Consider the following 20,222-nt stretch of genomic DNA (forward strand, 5'->3'; position numbering starts at 1 on the left):
GGTTCATAATACTTTTGCTTTTTTATGTAAACGGGTACAATATGAGTAAGGAGGCCTTTGTATGATTGAAAAACAAGCAGTTGGTGAAAAAGCAGCACAATTTGTGGAAGATGGAATGATTGTAGGGCTAGGGACAGGTTCAACAGCTTATTATACAATTGTAAAACTAGGTGAACGAGTAAAAAATGGATTAAACATTAAAGCGGTTCCTACTTCTCAAAAAACAGAAGAGCTGGCAAGGAAACTAGGTATTCCCATTGTTACCTTAGCGGATGTTGAATATATTGATATAGCAATTGACGGAGCGGATGAAGTGGATAGCGAACTTTCTTTAATTAAAGGAGGAGGAGGCGCGCTGCTTCGAGAAAAAATGATTGCGTACGCAGCGAAGCGGTTTATTGTGATTGCGGATTCTAAGAAAATAGTGAAGACGCTAGGAGCTTTTCCTCTTCCTGTTGAAGTTATACGTTTTGGCTGGGAAATGACGGCGAAGCACATTCGCAGTGCAGGTTGTGTACCGCAGCTTAGGCTTTTAGATGATCATACGCCGTTTATCACCGATAACGGAAATTACATTCTAGACTGCCATTTTTCAGAAATTGAAAATCCTGCTGAGTTAGAAAAACAGCTGATAAGGATCCCGGGCGTAGTAGAGAGCGGTTTGTTTGTAGGAATGACGGAGGAAGTCATTACCGTACAAAACCAAGATGTTCATATCATAAAAAAATAGAAGCTTTGGCGTCGGGCCTAGGCTTCTATTTTTTAATTGGAAAGAACGTTCCAATTTTTCTCTAATTGATATATGTATTGAGACGCGTTCAGTACATTTGGATGAACGAAAGTATCAATTGTTTTTTGCGGACAAGCAGATCCGTATAATGAAAAAATGACAAGCTTGCTATGCTCGATTGGTGATACAACGTGAGATAAACAGCGATAAGAAGGATTTATCAAGCTTTTTACCATCTCATGGATATCTTCTTTGTCGTAAAAATCGACTTCAATTTCCGTCTTTACTAAATAACGGCTTTCAATGGCGCTGCTTCGATAATAATTGTAGCGTGCTCCTATGAAGTAGGACGGATCTGATGTTGAAACGTCCAAATTCGTATATGTTTGATCCTGCTTGCTTTTATAAAAAATAGAATCATGAGTATGCTTCATGAATTCTTGATAAGTTGTTCCATCTTCCCACAGAGCTAGAATACAAGCATCTGTTTCATCTTCCACGTTCCAACCCCCTAATTGGCCAATGAAACCATTCACGTGTGCAAGAGCAGCCCAATGCTGTTGCGTATATGAAAAAGATGCTTTTTTATCAGTCGGTATGCTGCATTTCACAATTTTTGTCAACATTCTCCCATCACCTCAATTAATTACTTCGATAAATGAAGGAAAAATCCTTCTAAAAAGAGGAAAATCATAGACATATCCCCCCTTTAAAAGCCATACATTTCAAATAGGACAATGTTAGGGAAAGAAGGGGAAATGAATGAAAGTTTTTCGTGCAAAAGCCTGTCAATCTCCTATGCGAAAAGGCTGGTCAATTATGTTTCAGCATCCGTTTAAAAAAGATGAAAGAGGAAGATCGAACCCGTTTGTTAAACGGTTTATGTATACAGAGCAACACGATGAAATTGACATTCTGGTTGAAGAGATGAATGAACTGCTGAGAGTGCAGGATTTTTGGACAAGTACTGCAAAAGGAAGAGCAAAAGCAAGATATGATGAACGAGTAGTGAATGCTTTTTATAACGATATTGAAAAAAGGACGAGCGAACAAATTGACAGCAAGTATGAGTACATTCATGTAATCGGAGAACAAGGAAGCGGAAAAACAGCCTTAATCCGCCAGCTTCTTGGTATAAAAAAGGAATGTGGCTTTCTAGGAATAGGCAGTAAAGGCGCTTATTCTGCTACGTATAAGGTGAAGGATTCCCAACACTATGAAGCTGCTGTCTCTTTTTTTACGCGAAGTGAAGTGCAAAGGAAATTGGAGAATATCCTACTAAGAAGCGCTGAAGTGTATGCTGAAGGAGGCACGGATTATGACTTGGTCTTTGAGTTGTTACACGGAGATTCCTCTTTCAATCTGCGCGCTCTTTTGGGAGATATCCCATACAAAGCCCGTTATTTTAATGACGATGTTCCTTTAAGAATGAACGACGAAAATAGTTCATTCAAACAATTTGTAGATGCAATTAAACGAGAAAGTGAAATAGTAAAAGACGCTGTTGATCAAGAAGGAAGAGATTTTGCAGAGGGATGGCACAAGCGGCTTGAATGTAGGAAAATCACCGAGCAAATGCTTCTGGCCATTGAATCCCGGTTGAAAGAATACAAGGAAGGAACATGGGAAATAGGAGAAGACGACTGGCCAATATCCTGCCGTCTCACAGCAAAAGAGCTGTCTTCCCTTGGTCCGCTAACAAATGAAGAAGAAGAAAATAACGGACGTCTTATTTATCCATTGTTTCGTAGAATTGAAGTTTGCGGCCCTTTTTCTTTTAAAAAAGGGTTAGCGATTTGCGAGCATCCGTATTTTGAATATACGAGCACCATCCACGATTCTTTTAAAAAAGCAGCTTCTATTTTATACGTACATCATGGGCTTAAAGAATTAGATATTCAATTTCTTCAACAGCTCATCGTACATGGTCATGGCGCTAAAGTAAACGTTTGTGTTACACACGGAGATTTGCTTACCTCTCCAAGCTGCCGTACGGATTATGCTAAAAAACATGCCATGGCTAAAATGATAGATGGTGCGCTTAAAAGCGTTTCACCTCTTATGAAAAAGCAGCTTCACTACTATTTAACAGTAGGGAATACGACTATTTTAGAATGTGTACACGAGGAATTCAAAGAGAGTCACCTTCTGTATAAAGACTTAAAGGCAGCTTTAGTATCAGAAACGAGAAAAAAGCAGCAAGAGCTGCATCCTATTTATTTAAACTTGACTGTCTCTCAGGCTTTTTATGAAGTGATGGAGTCGCTGAACATTCCTTATATGGACAGAGAAACGTGTTTGAACATTTCCTTAGGAGAGCATGAAGGGCCGGTGCCAGTCATTACGTCCGCTTTTATTTCATCTGTCTACGAGCATTTTCTAAGCCAGCCGTCTGGGTGGTCAAGTACCTATCATTCGGTCACCGACCGACAGCAGGTTATTCAAGAATTGGCAGGTGAGTTTGCAACCGTCGTTTATTCCTATTTCAATGAACAGTTGCTTGAAAAATCTCGTAATGACTGGCTCGCTCTTTATAAACAAAAAGAAGACGATCAAGCCTACAAATATAGCAGACTGATAGAAAACGTAATTCCTGCCAAAAATGATATCTATCAGCAGCAAATTCTTATGAGAACGGTTTATCATCTGATTAAGTATGTCGTAGAAAAGAAAGACGGCGTACTGGTTCATTAAGGGGTCAAGGCGCGATGTAAAAAAGAGGTTTATCAATAAAAAAACAGAGCCTGAAATCAGGCTCTATTAACGTTTGGAAATAGCAGTTAAAGTATTAGGTCCGGCAATGCCGTCAGCTGCTAGCTTATTGTCTTTTTGAAAATTACGTACAGCAGCTTCTGTATTGGCACCGAAGATACCGTCCGTACCTTTTGTATTATAGCCAATCGCTGTTAATTTCTTTTGAAGAGCTTGAACATTGCTGCCTTTGCTTCCTTTTTTAAGCGTTTGTTTTGTGTTAATTGTTGTATCTGCTGGTGGATTTGTTGGCTTTGGATTTGTTGGGTTTGTTGGTGTCGTCGGGTTCGTTCCTGAACTTCCTAAAGCTTTATATGTTGATGGGCCAACAATGCCGTCAGCCGTTAAGCCGTGGTCTTTTTGGAACTTACGAACAGCTGAATCTGTATTGGCACCGAACACACCGTCCGTACCTTGTGTATTATAGCCAAGTGAAGTTAGTTTCTGCTGAAGCTCTTTAACTGCATTTCCTTTGCTGCCTTTCTTTAAAACAGTTCCTGTAGAAGGAGCTGGAGTAGAACCTGAGTTTCCAGAAACGTTGTATCCGTTTGCTGCTGCAATGTCGTTAAATGATTTAGAAGAAGTTGTAATCACAACCGGTGTACCGACGGTCACTTTACTAAATAACCATTCTACTTCTTCATCGTACATACGAACGCATCCGCTGCTTACATATTTGCCGATGGAAGCAGGATTATTATTTCCGTGAATAGCATACGTCGTGCCGTATGTACCTCTCGCATTTAGGCCTAGCCAGCGATTGCCAAGGGGATTTCTAGGATCTCCACCAGGAATGTTCCCTTTGTAATAAGGGCGATTGACGATTTTATTTACTACTTTGAAATGGCCTTCTGGTGTAAGAGACTGCGTGCGTCCTGTTCCTACTGAAAACGTTCGGACAAGTGAACCATTTTGGTAATAAGCGAGTTTATTCGTCGCTTTGTTAATGATAATTAAATGAGATGGTGTTGAAGCAGCTTCTGTTTTTGGAACTCCTACAAACAAGCAGGCTAGAGCTAAAATAGCTGCTATGAGTACGATTGCTGTTCTTGATATTCTATTTGCCATGTGCTGCGCCTCCTTAGGCTGCATTAATGAAAAACGTATGATGCTTTGGGCTGTGCTATAAATTCTTCACTAATAAAATAAAAGACGAATAGCTGCATTTTCTATCCCTGTATGTATGCGCTTAATAAGGAAATCATTAAGTAGAAAGACTTTACTAGCGGGAATTTATAATAATAAGAATAACTAAGTTTTTCTTAATTCTTTGTACAACTTTAGGAATATAAGTTTACTAATCTAGCGGATTCACATTTACATAAGCATCACATCCTTTCCAGTTCTTCATTTTTGTGTAAAGAAATGAAAGCGTTATATAGATTGTTTTGTAATCATATTGTAACATAGTTGTATTTTTTGTACCATAAAAAGACATAAAATAGTATAAAAATACTTTATATGGGTTTTATGTACAAAAAAATCAAAAGTTCAGGAGAACGAAGCTATTATTAGATATACGAAACTGGAAAAGAAGTATGCGTAGTTTTGTGGAAATAGATAAATATTCTTATTCGAATATAGGGAGGGAAAGAGTAAAAAAACTACTTGCAAAGAGACAAGTAGTTTTTAAACCGTTATTTTTGAGCATACATTACAACAAAATTAAAAAATTTATAGATGCAATCCACCGTGCTGAACCCGCTTGCTGTTAACCAATTTAACTGATCGTGCAAAGTTGCCATTTTATCTAACTTCGTACGTTCATGAGCAGCCTCAATTTGCTCATGAGTTAATCCGCTTGCGGCAATTCTTTCGCTCCAGTCTTTTTTATATAACTCTTCGATAATAGAAGAAGGGCCTAATACTTGATCGGCATTAATAAATATTCCTCCTGTATGCAGCAAATCATAAATTTGTTCATACAGCTTTTGTTTTTGTTCGTCTTCTAAATGATGAATAGCAAGTGAGGAAATCACAATGTCAAATGAGTGCTCAAATTTGTAGCTTGTTATATCTGATACGATAAATTCTATATGCTGTTCATTTTTAAAGCGTTCCTTTGCTTTTTCAAGCATTTGATCTGAGACGTCAATCAACGTGAAATGCGCATCTGGGTATTTTTCTTTAACAAAAGAAGAAAACAAGCCTGTACCTGCTCCCATATCAAGTATGCGAAGCGTCTTTTTTGGAAAGTGAAGAAGCGAAACGGGAATAGAATAAAAATCAAAAAAACAAGGAATGAGTTTGCGGCGCTGCTCATCATACTGAGAAGCATGAGCATTAAATTTTTCTTTAACGTTATTTTTCATTTTTACAGCTCCTTTATTTGGTAATATTGAGATACATATATCGTATAGAAGTTTAATAGAAAAGAAAATAAACAAAAATAAGCAGTATTGATTCCAGTTTGTTATGAATAGAAAGAGATGGAGAGAAGAGAATGGAGATCAAATGGTTAAAAACATTCATCATAGCGGCTTCTTATGAAAATTTCAGGCAAGCGTCTGAAGATTTATTTTTAACACAGCCTGCTGTATCAAAGCATATTCAGCGACTGCAGCAAGAATTAGGAGATGAGCTTTTTAAAAAAAAAGGTAAATATATCGTGCTGACTGAGGCAGGACGCTTTTTTTTGCCTCATGCTCAAAAAATGGTGAGAGCATATGAAGAAGGAGTAGGGAATTTTAGGTTATGGAAGCAAGGATATAACCGAAAACTGACTATATCCGCTGCTCCTCAAATAGCAGCATCTGTTTTGCCGAGTCTAATCAAACAATTTGTAGAGAGATATCCACATATTGAAGTAACGGTTAATATCACAAATTCGTTTCAAGTGGGAAAAGACATCAGCGACAGAAGGTCAGATATTGGATTAACAAGGATGCTTCCGGGTCAGGCAGACGTTTTTTATGAGTTAATTCATAAAGAAAAAGCAGTCTTAGTTGCCCCGTTTTCTGCAGGAGCACGTACGGAACAGGAGCTGTTATCTTCCTACCGGCTCCTTACGAATAATCATCCTGTTTATTGGGAAGATTTACTCCTTCAAATCAAGGCTTGTTATCCTCACATTCAGCTGCTTCCTGTGACGCAAGTAGAAATTACAAAGCGCTTTATTGAAGAAGGCCTAGGCGTATCTTATTTGCCATTTTCTATGGTGAAAAAGGAAGTTGAAAATCAAACGTTAAGCGTAATTTCACAGCAAAAAATTATCCGGCCTTCTTCACATACGTATATCGTAACAAAAGGCGAAACAGAAGAAACAAAGCAGTTTAAGCACTTTGTGGCTGAGACCTTAACAGAAACGAGTTGAAATGATACCATAAAAAGGAAGGGGAGATGGCGATGTATATATTGGTCATGCTAGTAGCAGCAGCAGTCTTAGTAGATTTTATTTTAAGAAAAGTGCTTGATATACCTCGTAGCAAATTTTGGGGTAAATATGAGTATGAAAGTCTAGCTTTAGGACGATGGGATAAATATGTGACGATAGCTTTTGTTCTTTTTCTAGTACTCGATATGATCTTTATATTTGTCGAGCCTTATATCGTGTCTTGCCTATTTTTAGTTGCGGCTATTTTGCTGAAAGGTATAGATGAATGGAAATATAAACAAGAAACCAAAGAGTACATAACAAGCTTTGTACAGATGGGATTCTTCCTTACGGCTTTTGTTCTATTAACCAGCGGAATTGTATAGAAAAAAGAGCTTTACCTATGGCAAAGCTCTTTTTATATTATTTAAAAATATGATCAATGTCTTTAATTTCCGAAGAAGTGAGCTGAACATCTAATGTTTTTAAGTTATCAAGTACTTGATCAGCGCGTTTTGCCCCCGGAATTAATACATCAATTGAATCGCGCGTTAAGTACCAAGCCAGAACAAGATGAGCTACTTCTACGCCTTTTGCACTAGAGATTTGACGAAGACGCTCTACTTTTTCTAGATTTTGCTGAAATGCTTCCCCGATAAAATGAGGCATATCTTCGCGCAAGTCATTAAACTTTGTGTTTTTATCGTATTTCCCAGCAAGTAAACCAGCAGCTAGCGGGAAGTACGGAATAAATGAAATGCGGTTTGCAGCCGTATAAGGTAAAATATCGTTTTCTGCTTCTCTTTGAATTAAGTTATATTGCCCTTGCACCACGTCTACATAACCATCTTTATTTGCTTCTTTTAACTGATCTAACGAGAAGTTTGATACGCCAATAGAACGGATTTTTCCTTCATCTTTTAATTCTTTTAACGCACCGACCGCTTCGTCTTTTGGTGTGTTTTTATCAGGGAAATGAATATAATATAAATCGATATAATCTGTTTGAAGGCGTTTTAAGCTATCTTCAACCGACTGTTTTAAAAACGCAGGAGAGTTGTCTAGCAGTACCTCATCTCCAACAATTTTATGTGCTCCTTTTGTGGCGATAACCGCTTCTTCACGATTTCCACGTTCTTTTAGCACTTCACCAATTAGTTCTTCAGAGCGTTTTGGACCATAAATGAACGCTGTATCAAGGAGGTTTATGCCATTATCTAGCGCCTTATGAACAAGGTCCTTGCCGACTTCTTCGTTTAGGTTAGGATATAAGTTATGTCCTCCTACAGCGTTTGTTCCAAGTCCAATAGGATTAACATATAATTCGGATTTTCCAATCTGTACTTTTTCTGCCATGTCTAACGTCCATCTCCTTTTTTATATCTTCTTTTTTACTATAGCAAAATATACCATGAATCAAAAATAGTACGCTCATATCAAAAGCAGCCTTAAAAAAGTATTGGAACTAGAGCTTCATATAAATGACGCTTATATTCTATAGGGCTTCGTCTTCAGCGGCAAAAATAAAAAAAGAACCTCTTTTAAATAAGAGACTCTCTTTTGGTCAGGGTAATATGATAACTTTTTGACAGCTGAAATGTTTCAGCGAGCTGCCTGCGTCCTTGCGCTCCTTGTTCGCGTACATACTCTAATTCGTTTGGTGTAAGAAGCTTCATGCTAATCAGTTTAATAGATTCGTAAGGTAAAGAGAGGCTAGCTGAAACAGAAGGAGACTGAACGCCTAGCAATACACCAATTTCTCCATTTTCATTTACAAAATGAGACGGTACGTCCAAATCAGTAAATTCAATTGAAAGAATATCGTGCTTCATGAATAGTTCTAGCATATTAGGATGAGCGGCAGCATTTTGACTCATTTGATAAAGAAGGTCAAATGCCCAGTGATCCTGGATATCAGATAAAGGTCCGCGCAGAGATTCATCATCGCATTCGATATAGAATTCTAATCCTTTTCCTTGCTTTCGGCTCTTTTCTTCGGGGGATTGAAACGGATCGGACAAGCCGTCGCTTGCGAGAATAACCGTCTCTGTTTTTTGAACACGAATAAATGTTTGACGTCCAGATGGCCAAGCAGGTCCGCCAAAAAACATGGGATTTAACAAATGAGTTAATACGTCTCCGTCTACATGTCCAATTGTGTTCCAGTAGTCTTTTCTTTTTGAGATTGATTCCTCAAGAACACGCTCTACTTCTTTTTCCTGCTTCTTTTGCTTCCACTTTAAAAATAATGACAAGTATCCCACACCTCTTTACGACTTCATAGTACCCAATATATACCTCATTAAGGGAACTCGTAAACCATTATTTAGTGCATGAAAGTAAATTATTCCTTTAAATTATAAAATTCCCAAAGTTTTCTTAGGAGAGCATAGTATTTTGTCTTTAATAAATCAGGTGAAAAATCAAATAAGCCACATACACGGCCTGTGCGAAGAATAACAAACCCCAAAAGCGTGCTGAAAGATGGGTCAGCTGCTTTAAACTCGTAGCGTCACCTGCATCGTTTGGATATTTAATGCTTAATACAAAGATAATAAATGCAGAAAATAGAGATTCTACAAGCAACAGCGCACCAACAAACATCATACTGTAGCGCATAAGCTGTGGATCTTGCAGATAATAGATGCCTCCGAGGATCAAACCGATAGAAAAAAGCCACACAATTCCGTATCCGTTACGTACCCAAAGCAGTAAATTAATAACAACAACACTTCCTAACCCGTAAAAAAGCCAGTCGTAGTGATGGTGAACGAGCAGGTAGAAAAACAAATAAGCCATTGCTGAGCTGAACGGGTAGCCGGCTAAAGCAATAATGACGCGCGGCAACCATCCACGGGATCCCGCGTAGGTGGCAGTCACAGCTACACCTTCATTATTGGTATAAAGCTCAATGCGATTGACGCCTTTTCCGACAATAAGCCCCATTAACGCGTGGCCATCTTCATGAAACATCGTATTTAAATTTGAAAAATAACGTCCAATATGCCGAAGCAGTGTATTAATGCTAGGAGCAAGTGAACCTATAAATGGAATACCTCTTGTTAGCACAAAAGCTAATAAAATAAATAAAAAAAGCGTAGTAGATTGTTCCATCGCGATAGTCCTTTTCGTAAAATGATATGTTTCTACTTTACTCGCAAACGTGCTAAAAGGGAAATAAAACGGCTAGTTTCTCTAGGGAAAGGGAAGCTGGGAGATCTACATAATATTAATGTTAACAGACCTGACACATTCATTGACCAGCTTATTCCAAATTTTATATTCTAAACAGATATAAGAAATGAGGAGATGGTTGAATGAAAGATACGTGGAACGCATTTGTAGACAGTGATCTTTACGTACCTCCAACGGGAACGGGAATGTTAAATAACTTGAGTTTTGCGTTAAAAGACGTATTTGATGTACAAGGACATATATCAAGTGCAGGAAATCCGGATTGGCTCGCCACGCATCAGCCTGCAAGCGAACATGCAGACGTAGTAGCTGCTCTTTTAAAAGAAGGAGCTGTACTGAAGGGAGTTACGCACACCGACGAGCTTATGTACGGACTAAATGGTGAAAATGCACATTACGGAACACCTATAAATCCAAAAAGCGCAGATCGAATTCCGGGAGGATCTTCGAGCGGATCAGCGGTTGCTGTGGCAGCGGGAATAACTGATTTTGCAATTGGAACAGATACGGGAGGATCGGTTCGAATTCCTTCAAGCTACTGCGGTATTTTTGGGTATCGTCCTTCTCACGGACGCATTTCTACAAACGGTCTGATTCCACTTGCTCCAAGCTTTGATACAGTTGGTGTAATGGCTAGAGACGGCCACACTCTGCAAAAAGTAGGAGCGGTTTTATTGAATTCAACGTCGCGTGCTAGTGGATTTACACGGCTGTATGTACCAACAGATGTGATGGAACTTGTGGATGAACAAAGCATGCGAGCTCTTGCGCCGTCTATCAACCACGTAATGGAGTCTTTCTCTACTATAGAAGAGATAGCGATTGCTCCTCAGGGTTTTTCTACATATATGGAAACCTTCCGTCTGCTGCAAGGAAAAGAAATCTGGCAAACGCACGGAGAGTGGATTCAAAAAGAAAATCCAACGTTTGGAGAAGACATCGGAAGCCGCTTTCAATGGGCCAGCACTCTTACATTATTAAATATGAATTATACAGAAGAAAAGCGTCGTGAACTTCGCTATTTTATGTACTCACAGCTTGGGGAAGAAGGAATATTAGTACTTCCTACAGCTCCAGGACCAGCGCCTGTAAAAGATGCAAAAGGGCTGGAGTTAGAAAACAGAAGATTGCGAACACTTCAAATGACGTGTATTGCCGGCCTAAGCGGTCTTCCTCAAGTTACGATACCTGCAGGAGAACTAGACGGTTTGCCAATCGGTTTATCTTTTATTGCAGGATACAACCAAGATGAAAAATTATTAAATTGGGTAAAAGAAAACAGCGATCGTATCATTCAAGCATCGGTAAGGAGCGTATCATGAAATTAGTAAATATAATAGAGCAAGGGAAAGAACAAGCAGCCATTTTAGACAATGACAGCATTCTGCTTATAGAAGATATCAATACTAAATATTTAACAAACTGGTCTACAACAATTTGGGATCTTATTCAATATAAAGAACTTCGCCACCTTGAAACATGGTATGCCCATAATAAATTTGGTATGAACAGCTCTTTTCCCTTACTGCACTTGCAGGGCAGAAAAACAGCTCCTATCATTAGTAATCCGTCGAAATTATTAGGCATTGGATTTAATTATGCGGCTTCTGAAGAAAAACTAAAAGACTACGACCGTGCCATTGATCCAGTTAGTTTTTTAAAACCCGCGACCGCCATTATTGGACCAGATGACAGCATTCGTATTCCAAAGCAGTCCTACAAAACAACGGCTGAAGCAGAACTAGCGGTGGTAATCGGCGAAACGTGTAAGGATATAGAGCCAGATGAAGCCATAAACGTAATTGCTGGTTATACGTCAGCAATTGACGTAACCGCAGCTGATATTCATGCGGCGAATCATCGCTACTTAATGCGAGCGAAAAGCTTTGATACATTTTGCAGTATAGGCTCAGAATTTATCACAAAAGAAAGTATATCAAACGTGAAATCACTTCAAGTGCGCACATTGCTAAACGGAAACGTACAGCATGAAAATACAGTGTCTAATATGATTTACGACATCGCATACTGTGTTTCATTTTTCTCAAAAGTCATGACGCTGCATCCAGGTGATATCATCCTCACCGGAACGCCGGGACCGGCTGTTATTGAAGACGGGGACTGTATTGAATGTCAGATTGAAGGGATGCTTCCATTAAAAAATAAAGTAAAAGATATGAAGAAAGTGCCTCAGCAAATCTAAGAAGAAAACCCGTTGCTTACACGCGCGGGTTTTTAAGTAGAAACGAATATCTTCACACTCAGTTCACAATTAGTAGATATACTAATTAAAAGATAGCATTTGCGTTATCATATACTGAAAAATGAAATATTTACAAATGGAAAAGAAACGGGTACGATATCTGTAGCGACACTTAATAAAAAGGAGCTGACTGACAGTATGATTTTAGTCATCGGAGGAGCAGGCTATATCGGAAGCCACCTAGTAAAAGAATTAGTGAAAACAAATGAAGTTGTGGTACTTGATAATCTATCAACGGGTCATCGCTGGGCAATCGATGAGAAAGCGGTATTCGTAGAAGGAAATCTAGGTAATGAGAAAGATTTAGAAAGCGTATTCACAAATCATAAAATTGATGCTGTCATGCATTTTGCTGCTAATAGTTTAGTAGGGGAGTCAGTAACAGATCCTCTTAAATATTATCAAAACAACGTAGCTGCGACGTTAACCCTTTTACAAACGATGATGAAGCACAATGTGAAAAAGTTTATTTTTTCATCTACTGCTGCTACATATGGGATTCCTTCTGTAGATATCATTACAGAAGATACGGCAACAAACCCAATTAATCCGTACGGACGTTCAAAGTTAATGATTGAACAGATTTTAGCTGACTTTGCAAGTGCTTACGATATGGAATATGTGGTGCTTCGTTACTTCAACGCAGCGGGTGCTTACGAAACAGCAGAAATTGGTGAGTGCCATGATCCTGAAACGCACTTAATTCCAATCATTCTTCAGCACCTGCTTGGTGAACGTGAAAACATCTCTGTATTCGGTTCAGACTACGATACTGAAGACGGAACGTGCATCCGTGACTACATTCACGTAACGGACCTAGCGAATGCTCATATCTCAGCGCTTCAAGCCCTGTTAGACGGCACGAAGAAAACAGCAACGTACAATCTTGGAAACGGCCTTGGCTACTCTGTAAAAGAAGTGATCGAAACGTGTGAAAAAGTAACCGGTAAAAAAGCGAATGTCGTTATGGCAGACCGCCGCGCTGGAGATCCGGCACGCCTAGTTGCATCTTCTGATAAAATCCACGCAGAATTAGGCTGGAAAGCGCAAATTTCATTAGAAAAAATCATCGCATCAGCTTGGAACTGGCATCAAAACAGCGCAAAAGTAACAAATTAATAAAAAGTGCCTCTTTTCTTTTTGAAAGAGGCTTTTTTGTTACAATCAAACTGATTTATGTTCTAAATAATCATTTTGAAAAGCCAGTGGTTTAGCCCATGGACAAGCCTTCTCCTTTTCGGACATTTTCCCTAAACAAGCACGACTTTTGTTCTTTTCCATATGATGTAGGTAAATATACCATTCACAACTATCCCGTTTATAAAATAGTCCGCAAGGAGGTTATGATATGTATTACTGTGTAAGATGCTCCAAATTTCATGACGAACAGGAAAAAGAAAACATCTTTCAAAATGGTTTTTACATTGATCCCTATTTGCTTCAAAAAGTTCATCTGGGCATGTGCGTACACAAATCCCCGTCAATCAAACAAATGAGAGCCGTAGAACGATTCGAAACGAAAAAAATGTAGAATTCACATTCACAAATAAGAAGCTAGATCTAACCAGGTCTAGTTTTTTCAGTGAAAAACAGCTTTCTTCAGCTATCTTTCATGTAATATTAAGAAAAATTTAAGACAAGCCCGCTATACTAGATGTTAGGCGTATACATAGAATATGATACGTGAAGAAATTGAAACAGCAGTCCGTTTTATAAACTAGAAAGGATGGCGTCAAATGATTTCTGAAAAACGATCACTTTTGTTGAAAGAACAAGCAAAGCTACTCGCATTAAAAGAATATAAAGGTATTGTCAAATCCATATCGCTGAGTAAAATACTCACTCTTCCTATTTATATAGTAGACATCCTTACGTTAAACGGAGAAGAGCACAAAGTAAAAATTAACGCCCAAACCGGCAGTATTTTGAAAGAAAAAACGATTCCTTTAACCAAAAGCCGTGCAAAAGCATACGCATTAAGACAGCATAAAGGCATTATTGAATCGGTTGTTCTTGCTAACAAGCAATATGAAATTGTGATTCTTGGACTTGATGGAAAAACCCATAGCGTGAAGATTGACGCTGAAATTGATGTGCTGGCGCAAGAAGAGCGAACCGTTCAGTAAACGTCTTATATTATGTAATCAACCTCACTTTTTTGAAAGTGGGGTTTTCTTTATTGGGAGAAACCATTAATAAAAGTAACAATAATAATAAAAAAGAAGAAGCAATTATTTCTTTAATAGAAAGGGTAAGTGATAGTGAAAAATAACCACTTCCTAATTATGGTTCTTTGATTCGTTCTGCTTATGACTCTCCCATTATAAGTATGATAGTATCGAACATGTATAAAACATAGGTTATAACATAACTAAAAGGGTGTGCGACAATGAAAAAACGTACGAAGACCATTATTGCAGTCATTGCTGGAGCTGCTATTTTAATAGGAGGAATATGGATGATAAACGAAAGCCGATACCCAAACGTCCCTGCTTTTGATGATCACTTTACACGTGAATTCTTAAACAAAGATAAAAAAGTGGACGATGGGTTTTATGAATTTAAGTCGAAGACCGGGCAGTATACGATGTGGTTTCCGGAGGAGTATCAGTTGTTACATGAAAATGAGCAACAGTATGTAAGGGATGGAGATTTTTATGAAAGATGGAAAGCTTCATCAGTTAAGAATAAAGAAGAAAATCAGTTGAACTATTTACAAGTAAAGTTATCAGAGAGCAATCCTGATGATGAATCTATTTACGTGGAGAGTTTATTTAAAGATGAGTTTGGAGTAAATAATCCTCAAAAGTGGGAAACAGCTAATACACGTATATACTTTGATACAGGATATCTTTATTTTAAGGGAACAGAAGAACATGTTATCTATGATAAAAATAAACATGCTCCCAATACATATATAGCATACGTAGCAGATAAGAATTCTAGTAAAGTAATAGAATTATGGTTCGATGACAGTCTAAATAATCAAGTTGGTAGGGAATCTGACAAAAAAGATTGGTTTGTAAAAGTACTGAATAGTATTCATTTTAAAGAGGGAAAGAAGCATGAATGATAAATGCATTTTAGATGATAGTTTAAGAAATAAAATAACTCAACTTGAATATAAAAACTTATCTAATAAAGAAAAAGAAATTAAAGAGATATACAAAAAACATACAGGGAGAGAAATTCCTAATTTTGAAATTTATAGTAGCTCAGAGATGGGGATTGGAAAAAAGTCTGGATTTGACGGAGCTGCTATTCATTTTTATGATAAACAAAGAAATATTAACGAAGTCTATTATATTTTTAGAGGCACTGAGCCGTCTAAGGACTTTGGAGATGTTGTTTATGATGCTTTAGGTGTTGGGGCTGGAAAAAATAATGCACAGATTAACGATGCAGTAAAGATGTATAAAAAAGTAGAGGCAAATTTAAAAGGCTCTAATGTGAAAGTAAAAAGATATGGCGATGGGCATTCTTTGGGAGGCCACCTTATAGTAACATTGAGCTTGATAACGAAGAATTTTACAGGTGTAAGGGGCCTAAATGATGCACCTGTTAATGTAAAGCAACTAGTGGAGCTTGATCAGACCTTTGCAAGGTACGTGGAGCATCAAGTAGGCAGAGAAAATAAAATATCTGCTAAAAGGCTAACAGAACTAGCCAACATCTACTATGAGAGACAAAAAGCTGCTATCAGCCATACTTGGGTGAAAGGTGAACCAATGCATGCACAATCGTTTCCTGGCAGCTGGTATGCAGGCAATAAAGTAACCATGCTTGGAGATTTAGATACAGAAGAAATGATTAACATTGGAAAATATCCTTTTCAGAAAGAAGCAAAATGGAACCCAGTGTATATGATAGACCAATTTCGCTATAATCTTGGAGTGAAAACGATACTAGGTGGCTTAGGCTTTGCAAATGATCATGTAAAACAGGAAACGTTACTCGACCTTCCTAATAAGAGTGAGCAATACCTTGAGCATATAAAAAAGTATCCTTTTCTCCATTTAGGTGAGATAAAAGCTGGAGTTGCTCTAGGTGCAGCAGGTGGAGTTAATTTACTAACTAGTCCCGGGGGGTTCTCACAGGTTTATAAAGGAATATCTCAAAGAGATCAAGCAAAACTCCACGGAATTAATTATGTTGTCAAATACACAGAAGCTAATGCTATGAAGACGTATTATCAGGTTTTTGATTCAGGATCTCAGGAAGAAATCTTGCTAGATTATGAACAAATGAAGAAGTTTGTTTATTACTGTGCTAATGCCATTAAAGACAAAGAGGCAAACTTAAATGCACTAAAGCAGTATTTACATAGTGAAATTAACGAAGTCTTCGAAGCTAAGAAGAAAAAATTAAAAATGAAAATATCCAGAGAAGAAGCTTCTCCCCAGTCATTTATGGAAAAGGCAGATAAAGACGAAGCTACTCTCGCTTGGTTTGGACAAAAGCGTGTGGCTGAAAAAGTGACGTTTGACAAAACGTTTGATTCGCTAGACGATAGTGTATTTACCCCTGTTGAAGAGATTATTTCTTCTATTCAAGAGGAAGTTACATACTATCAAAAGTTTCTTGAAGCGTTCTTCCAAAATTTCGAGAAGATGATGGAAGCAGACGAATCGGTAGCTTCAGATATTAAAAGCATGAAAGAAGTAGTAGGGGGGATTTAATTGTTTGATTTTGATTTTGATTTTACACACACAGGAACAACGAGCGGTAAATATACGTTCCAATTTGATAGTGATGACTTTAAGGACGAGCAGGCAAAAAGGATTAAAGAGTTAATCAAAAAGGATCAAGAAGTAAATGAAAAGCTTTGGCATGCTAAAAGCTATTTAGAAAACCAAACGGGTGAGTTTGCTGATGCTGTTAAAAGTAAATTAGAAGCAGCTGAGCGGGGATATACGCTAAGGGCTCAGCAGTATGATACTGGAGCATTTCAGCATATTATGAGTTTTATGCATTCTGTTAAAGATATGCATAAGAGAGAGTACGAAATTCGATATAAAGAATCAATGGATGAAAGTGAATTAACATAAGGGATACTGCTATTCCTCAGACAGTGGTCTGAGGGATTTTTATATGTTGAACAATTTACATTAAGTCCCGTTTATTTCAAAAGAATAATAAAGGGAGTGTATGACCATGAAAAAACGTACGAAGACCCTTCCCGCAATCATTACAGGGGCAGCTATTTTAATAGGTGGAATATGGATGATAAACGAAAGCCGCTATCCAAATGTCCCAGCTTTTGATGATCACTTTACACGTAAGTTCTTGAACAAAGATAAAAAAGTGGACGATGGGTTTTATGAGTTTAAGTCCAAGACAGGGCAGTATACGATGTGGTTTCCAGAGGAGGACCAGCTGTTGCATGAAAATAATCAACAGTATGTAAGAGACGGTAATTTCTATGAAAGATGGAGGGCTTCGTCTATTAAAAAGTATGAAGGTGAAAACCAAATAAACAATATACAAGCTACATCTTCAGAAGCGAGAAAACAAGAAAACGAAGAATTTAGCGTATCAAGTTTATTAAAGAGACGCTTCAATGTCAGTAAACCGGAAAAGCTAGAAACAGATGAAGTTCGAATCTACTATCAATCAGCTTATATCTATTTTAGAGGGACAGATAAATACGTTATAGATGATAAAAGTAAGCATGCTCCTAATACATATGTAGCATATGTAGCTGATAAAAACTCTAAAAAAGTTATTCAGCTATCTTTTGATAGTATTGGTGAGCGTTCAGATAACTCTGAGCCTATAACAGAAGAGTGGTTTATAAAACTTTGTAAAAGCATCCATTTTAATAAGCCAAACAACGGAGATGTAAGAGGATGAAAAAACATACGAAGACTATTATTCTAGTCATTGTAGGAGCCGCAATTTTAATAGGCGGCATATGGGGCGTAAACGAAAGCCGTTATCCTAACGTTCCAGCTTTTGATGATCACTTTACGCGCAAGTTCTTAAACAAAGATAAAAAAGCAGCTGATGGTTTTTATGAGTTTAAGTCAAAGACAGGACAGTATACGATGTGGTTTCCAGAGGAGTATCAAGTTCTACATAAATACCGCGAGGATTACACTAGAAATGGCGAATCATATGAAAATTGGTCAGCTACTTATATTAAACCCTACGAAAATGATCAACAAACGTACGCTATCAATGTTAAATTTTCGGAGAACGACACAAAATCAGAATTAATTTATGTAGAGAGTTTATTTAAAGAACAATTAGGCAGTAAAAAACCTAAACAGTTAGAAACCTCTAATACAAGAATTTATTATGATTCTGCCTATACATATTTTCGTGGTACTAACCAACATATAGTACATGACAGTAAAGGAAATCCACCCAACCTTTATGTCGCATATGTAGCAGATAAAAGCTCTGATAAGGTAATCAAATTAATATACGATAGTGTAGGAGAAAATACAGAAACAAATCAAATGGATAGAAAGAAATGGTTTTTGAAAATGCTAAAAAATATTCATTTTAACGAGGGGAAATAGTAGGGGATTTATAGAGAAGAAGAGATAGCGAGTTAAATGAAGAAAGTTATAAGATTTGCTTTAGCTGTTAGTATATTAGCTGTAGGTATAATGTTTTTTTTGTAATGCTTTATAGGGGCTATTATCGTTAATTTTCCAACGAGCGTCTATTTATCAGTACGAGCAATTTGTCTATGATTACAAACTAACGATAAGAGGTTATTGTGCTAAGTATATGGTAAACGTAAATTTCACATATTAGGTGCTTCTAGGGGTTGATTGGAGGGCAAGGCGAAGACTCCTGCGGGAAAAGCGGAAGTGGTGAGACCCCGCAGGAGCGTAAGCGACGAGGAGGCTCAGCGGCCGCCCGCGGAAAGCGAAGCCATGCACGGAAATCAACCGCGGTGTAACAAGCAGTCCAGCTCCTTTATCCAATTTGTTTGTTTTAGATGAGATTGAGTCCGCTCTTTTTTGAAACATCCTTTACAGCCTGTCTATCAAAAGCATAAAAGTCTCTAAAACACTTCTTTGTTGCTATCATAAGTCCCCAGAAAGTCTCAAAATACCTAAATCGTCTAATGGAATATCTTACTTTTAATGGACAATTATCTGTTTTTAGGATATATTTTTATAAGTTTAGGTTATGGAAGAAATAGTATATTGAAAACGAAAGGTGATTAAACGAAAGAATGGATGCTCATGTTTTAAAGGAACTGACGTATGAAGACTTTCAGTTTGTATATCAGCCTATTTATGCGTTGAATTCGTGGGAGACGCTGGGTTTTGAGGCTTTGTTGCGCACAGCTTTCGCAAAAGGGCAGATTGAAGAGTTGTTTTCACTGGCAAGACGCCATAATTATTTGTACAAGCTTGATACGATGGCAATTGAAGGGGCTATAAAGAACTTTCCGTTTGAGGTATTGAAATCTGAAGATTTATTTATCAATGTGTTTCCATCTACTCTTCTCCACCCGCATTTCCAACTGTTTTTAACATATCTGTTGAACACCTATAAAAATGCGAAACATCGTATTGTATGGGAGTTAAATGAAACGCTTCATGAAAAGATTTTATGGGAATCGTCTGCTCTTTTTGCCCGAGTAATGAGTTTGAAAGAGGCGGGTTTCAAAATTGCGATTGATGATTTTGGAGCAGGAGCCGCAGCGATGAGACAGGTAAGCATGTATGAGCCTCACTATATGAAATTGGACCGAAGCTATGCTGAAGGGCTAGCCGACTGCAAGCAAAAGAAAGATCTGATTGATTTGCTTGTTAACTATTATCCGCATACGAATCTCATTTTAGAAGGCGTTGAACGAGATAAAGATTTAGCCGCAGCGATTTCGTTAAACCTACATGCTGCTCAGGGCTATTTGCTGGGCATGCCGCAGTCGATCTCTTCCTACTTAACTTATAATAAGTACCGCAGTTTATTCAGACGAGAAAGGCTGCTGAACTCTTAAA

General features: G+C 37.8%; 22 protein-coding genes. 16 read left to right on the forward strand and 6 right to left on the reverse strand.

All coding sequences use genetic code 11. The features are described 5' to 3' along the window. The first annotated feature begins 61 nt into the window (after positions 1-61). Positions 62-730, forward strand: coding sequence for a ribose-5-phosphate isomerase RpiA (gene rpiA / locus MKY06_RS05255; RefSeq protein WP_013055734.1), 669 nt, complete (start codon positions 62-64; stop codon positions 728-730). A gap of 32 nt (positions 731-762) precedes the next feature. Here rpiA and MKY06_RS05260 read toward each other — a convergent pair whose 3' ends face one another. Beyond that, complete coding sequence (locus tag MKY06_RS05260; protein ID WP_013055735.1) at positions 763-1,356, reverse strand: YdbC family protein; 594 nt, start codon at positions 1,354-1,356, stop codon at positions 763-765. A gap of 136 nt (positions 1,357-1,492) precedes the next feature. Between MKY06_RS05260 and MKY06_RS05265 the strand changes: the two genes are divergently transcribed. After that, a complete protein-coding gene (locus MKY06_RS05265; protein WP_289911936.1) occupies positions 1,493-3,424 on the forward strand; it encodes a hypothetical protein in 1,932 nt (643 codons plus the stop codon). A 66-nt stretch (positions 3,425-3,490) separates the two neighbouring features. On the opposite strand, the gene MKY06_RS05270 is transcribed toward MKY06_RS05265, so the two are convergent. Both MKY06_RS05270 and MKY06_RS05275 read right to left on the reverse strand, forming a co-directional pair. Next, positions 3,491-4,549, reverse strand: coding sequence for a L,D-transpeptidase family protein (locus tag MKY06_RS05270; protein WP_035439385.1), 1,059 nt, complete (start codon positions 4,547-4,549; stop codon positions 3,491-3,493). A gap of 569 nt (positions 4,550-5,118) precedes the next feature. Further along, entirely contained in the window at positions 5,119-5,793 is a 675-nt protein-coding gene (locus tag MKY06_RS05275; RefSeq protein WP_013055738.1) for a class I SAM-dependent methyltransferase, read from the reverse strand. A gap of 131 nt (positions 5,794-5,924) precedes the next feature. Between MKY06_RS05275 and MKY06_RS05280 the strand changes: the two genes are divergently transcribed. Together MKY06_RS05280 and MKY06_RS05285 are read left to right on the forward strand one after the other, a co-directional pair. After that, positions 5,925-6,794, forward strand: a complete 870-nt coding sequence (locus MKY06_RS05280; protein WP_098476342.1) for a LysR family transcriptional regulator — start codon at positions 5,925-5,927, stop codon at positions 6,792-6,794. 32 nt (positions 6,795-6,826) lie between these two features. Next, positions 6,827-7,180, forward strand: a complete 354-nt coding sequence (locus MKY06_RS05285; RefSeq protein WP_029324940.1) for a DUF4181 domain-containing protein — start codon at positions 6,827-6,829, stop codon at positions 7,178-7,180. Positions 7,181-7,217: 37 nt separating this feature from the next. On the opposite strand, the gene MKY06_RS05290 is transcribed toward MKY06_RS05285, so the two are convergent. From MKY06_RS05290 to MKY06_RS05300, 3 genes are all read right to left on the reverse strand, one after another. Continuing rightward, entirely contained in the window at positions 7,218-8,150 is a 933-nt protein-coding gene (locus MKY06_RS05290) for an aldo/keto reductase (protein WP_013055741.1), read from the reverse strand. 185 nt (positions 8,151-8,335) lie between these two features. Further along, on the reverse strand, positions 8,336-9,049 hold the full coding sequence (locus tag MKY06_RS05295) for a suppressor of fused domain protein (protein ID WP_029324941.1): 714 nt from the start codon (positions 9,047-9,049) through the stop codon (positions 8,336-8,338). A 148-nt stretch (positions 9,050-9,197) separates the two neighbouring features. Next, a complete protein-coding gene (locus MKY06_RS05300) occupies positions 9,198-9,908 on the reverse strand; it encodes a M50 family metallopeptidase (RefSeq protein WP_029324942.1) in 711 nt (236 codons plus the stop codon). A gap of 203 nt (positions 9,909-10,111) precedes the next feature. Here MKY06_RS05300 and MKY06_RS05305 point away from each other — a divergent pair, with 203 nt between their 5' ends. The 12 genes from MKY06_RS05305 (at position 10,112) to MKY06_RS05360 (ending at position 20,221) form a co-directional block, all read left to right on the forward strand. Next, positions 10,112-11,311 (forward strand): amidase, encoded by a 1,200-nt coding sequence (locus MKY06_RS05305; RefSeq protein ID WP_289911960.1) that lies wholly within the window; start codon positions 10,112-10,114, stop codon positions 11,309-11,311. Next, positions 11,308-12,192: a fumarylacetoacetate hydrolase family protein gene (locus MKY06_RS05310; protein WP_055989254.1), complete on the forward strand. Its 885-nt coding sequence runs from the start codon at positions 11,308-11,310 to the stop codon at positions 12,190-12,192. Before MKY06_RS05305 ends, MKY06_RS05310 begins: the two co-directional genes overlap by 4 nt. A gap of 198 nt (positions 12,193-12,390) precedes the next feature. Continuing rightward, positions 12,391-13,371, forward strand: coding sequence for a UDP-glucose 4-epimerase GalE (gene galE, locus MKY06_RS05315; RefSeq protein WP_013055746.1), 981 nt, complete (start codon positions 12,391-12,393; stop codon positions 13,369-13,371). Positions 13,372-13,600: 229 nt separating this feature from the next. Further along, the gene (locus MKY06_RS05320; protein WP_013055747.1) at positions 13,601-13,783 is read left to right on the forward strand and encodes a DUF3973 domain-containing protein; all 183 of its coding nucleotides are present in this window, start codon (positions 13,601-13,603) and stop codon (positions 13,781-13,783) included. A gap of 205 nt (positions 13,784-13,988) precedes the next feature. After that, the gene (locus tag MKY06_RS05325) at positions 13,989-14,378 is read left to right on the forward strand and encodes a PepSY domain-containing protein (RefSeq protein WP_029324945.1); all 390 of its coding nucleotides are present in this window, start codon (positions 13,989-13,991) and stop codon (positions 14,376-14,378) included. 263 nt (positions 14,379-14,641) lie between these two features. Beyond that, positions 14,642-15,325 carry a hypothetical protein gene (locus MKY06_RS05330; protein ID WP_013055749.1) on the forward strand — a complete coding sequence of 228 codons (684 nt, stop codon included), beginning with the start codon at positions 14,642-14,644 and terminating at the stop codon, positions 15,323-15,325. Further along, positions 15,318-16,931 carry a DUF6792 domain-containing protein gene (locus tag MKY06_RS05335; protein WP_013055750.1) on the forward strand — a complete coding sequence of 538 codons (1,614 nt, stop codon included), beginning with the start codon at positions 15,318-15,320 and terminating at the stop codon, positions 16,929-16,931. The genes MKY06_RS05330 and MKY06_RS05335 overlap by 8 nt, the downstream gene beginning before the upstream one ends. Beyond that, a complete protein-coding gene (locus MKY06_RS05340; RefSeq protein WP_335390110.1) occupies positions 16,932-17,300 on the forward strand; it encodes a hypothetical protein in 369 nt (122 codons plus the stop codon). It begins immediately after the preceding gene. A gap of 106 nt (positions 17,301-17,406) precedes the next feature. Next, the gene (locus MKY06_RS05345; protein WP_289911974.1) at positions 17,407-18,105 is read left to right on the forward strand and encodes a hypothetical protein; all 699 of its coding nucleotides are present in this window, start codon (positions 17,407-17,409) and stop codon (positions 18,103-18,105) included. Next, entirely contained in the window at positions 18,102-18,779 is a 678-nt protein-coding gene (locus tag MKY06_RS05350) for a hypothetical protein (RefSeq protein WP_289911977.1), read from the forward strand. The genes MKY06_RS05345 and MKY06_RS05350 overlap by 4 nt, the downstream gene beginning before the upstream one ends. A 254-nt stretch (positions 18,780-19,033) precedes the next feature. Continuing rightward, entirely contained in the window at positions 19,034-19,168 is a 135-nt protein-coding gene (locus MKY06_RS05355) for a hypothetical protein (protein ID WP_013055754.1), read from the forward strand. A gap of 279 nt (positions 19,169-19,447) precedes the next feature. Further along, positions 19,448-20,221: an EAL domain-containing protein gene (locus tag MKY06_RS05360; protein WP_055989242.1), complete on the forward strand. Its 774-nt coding sequence runs from the start codon at positions 19,448-19,450 to the stop codon at positions 20,219-20,221. The last annotated feature ends 1 nt before the right edge of the window (position 20,222 follow it).

This window comes from Priestia sp. FSL P4-0332 (genome assembly GCF_038005845.1).
Taxonomy (GTDB): Bacteria; Bacillota; Bacilli; order Bacillales; family Bacillaceae_H; genus Priestia.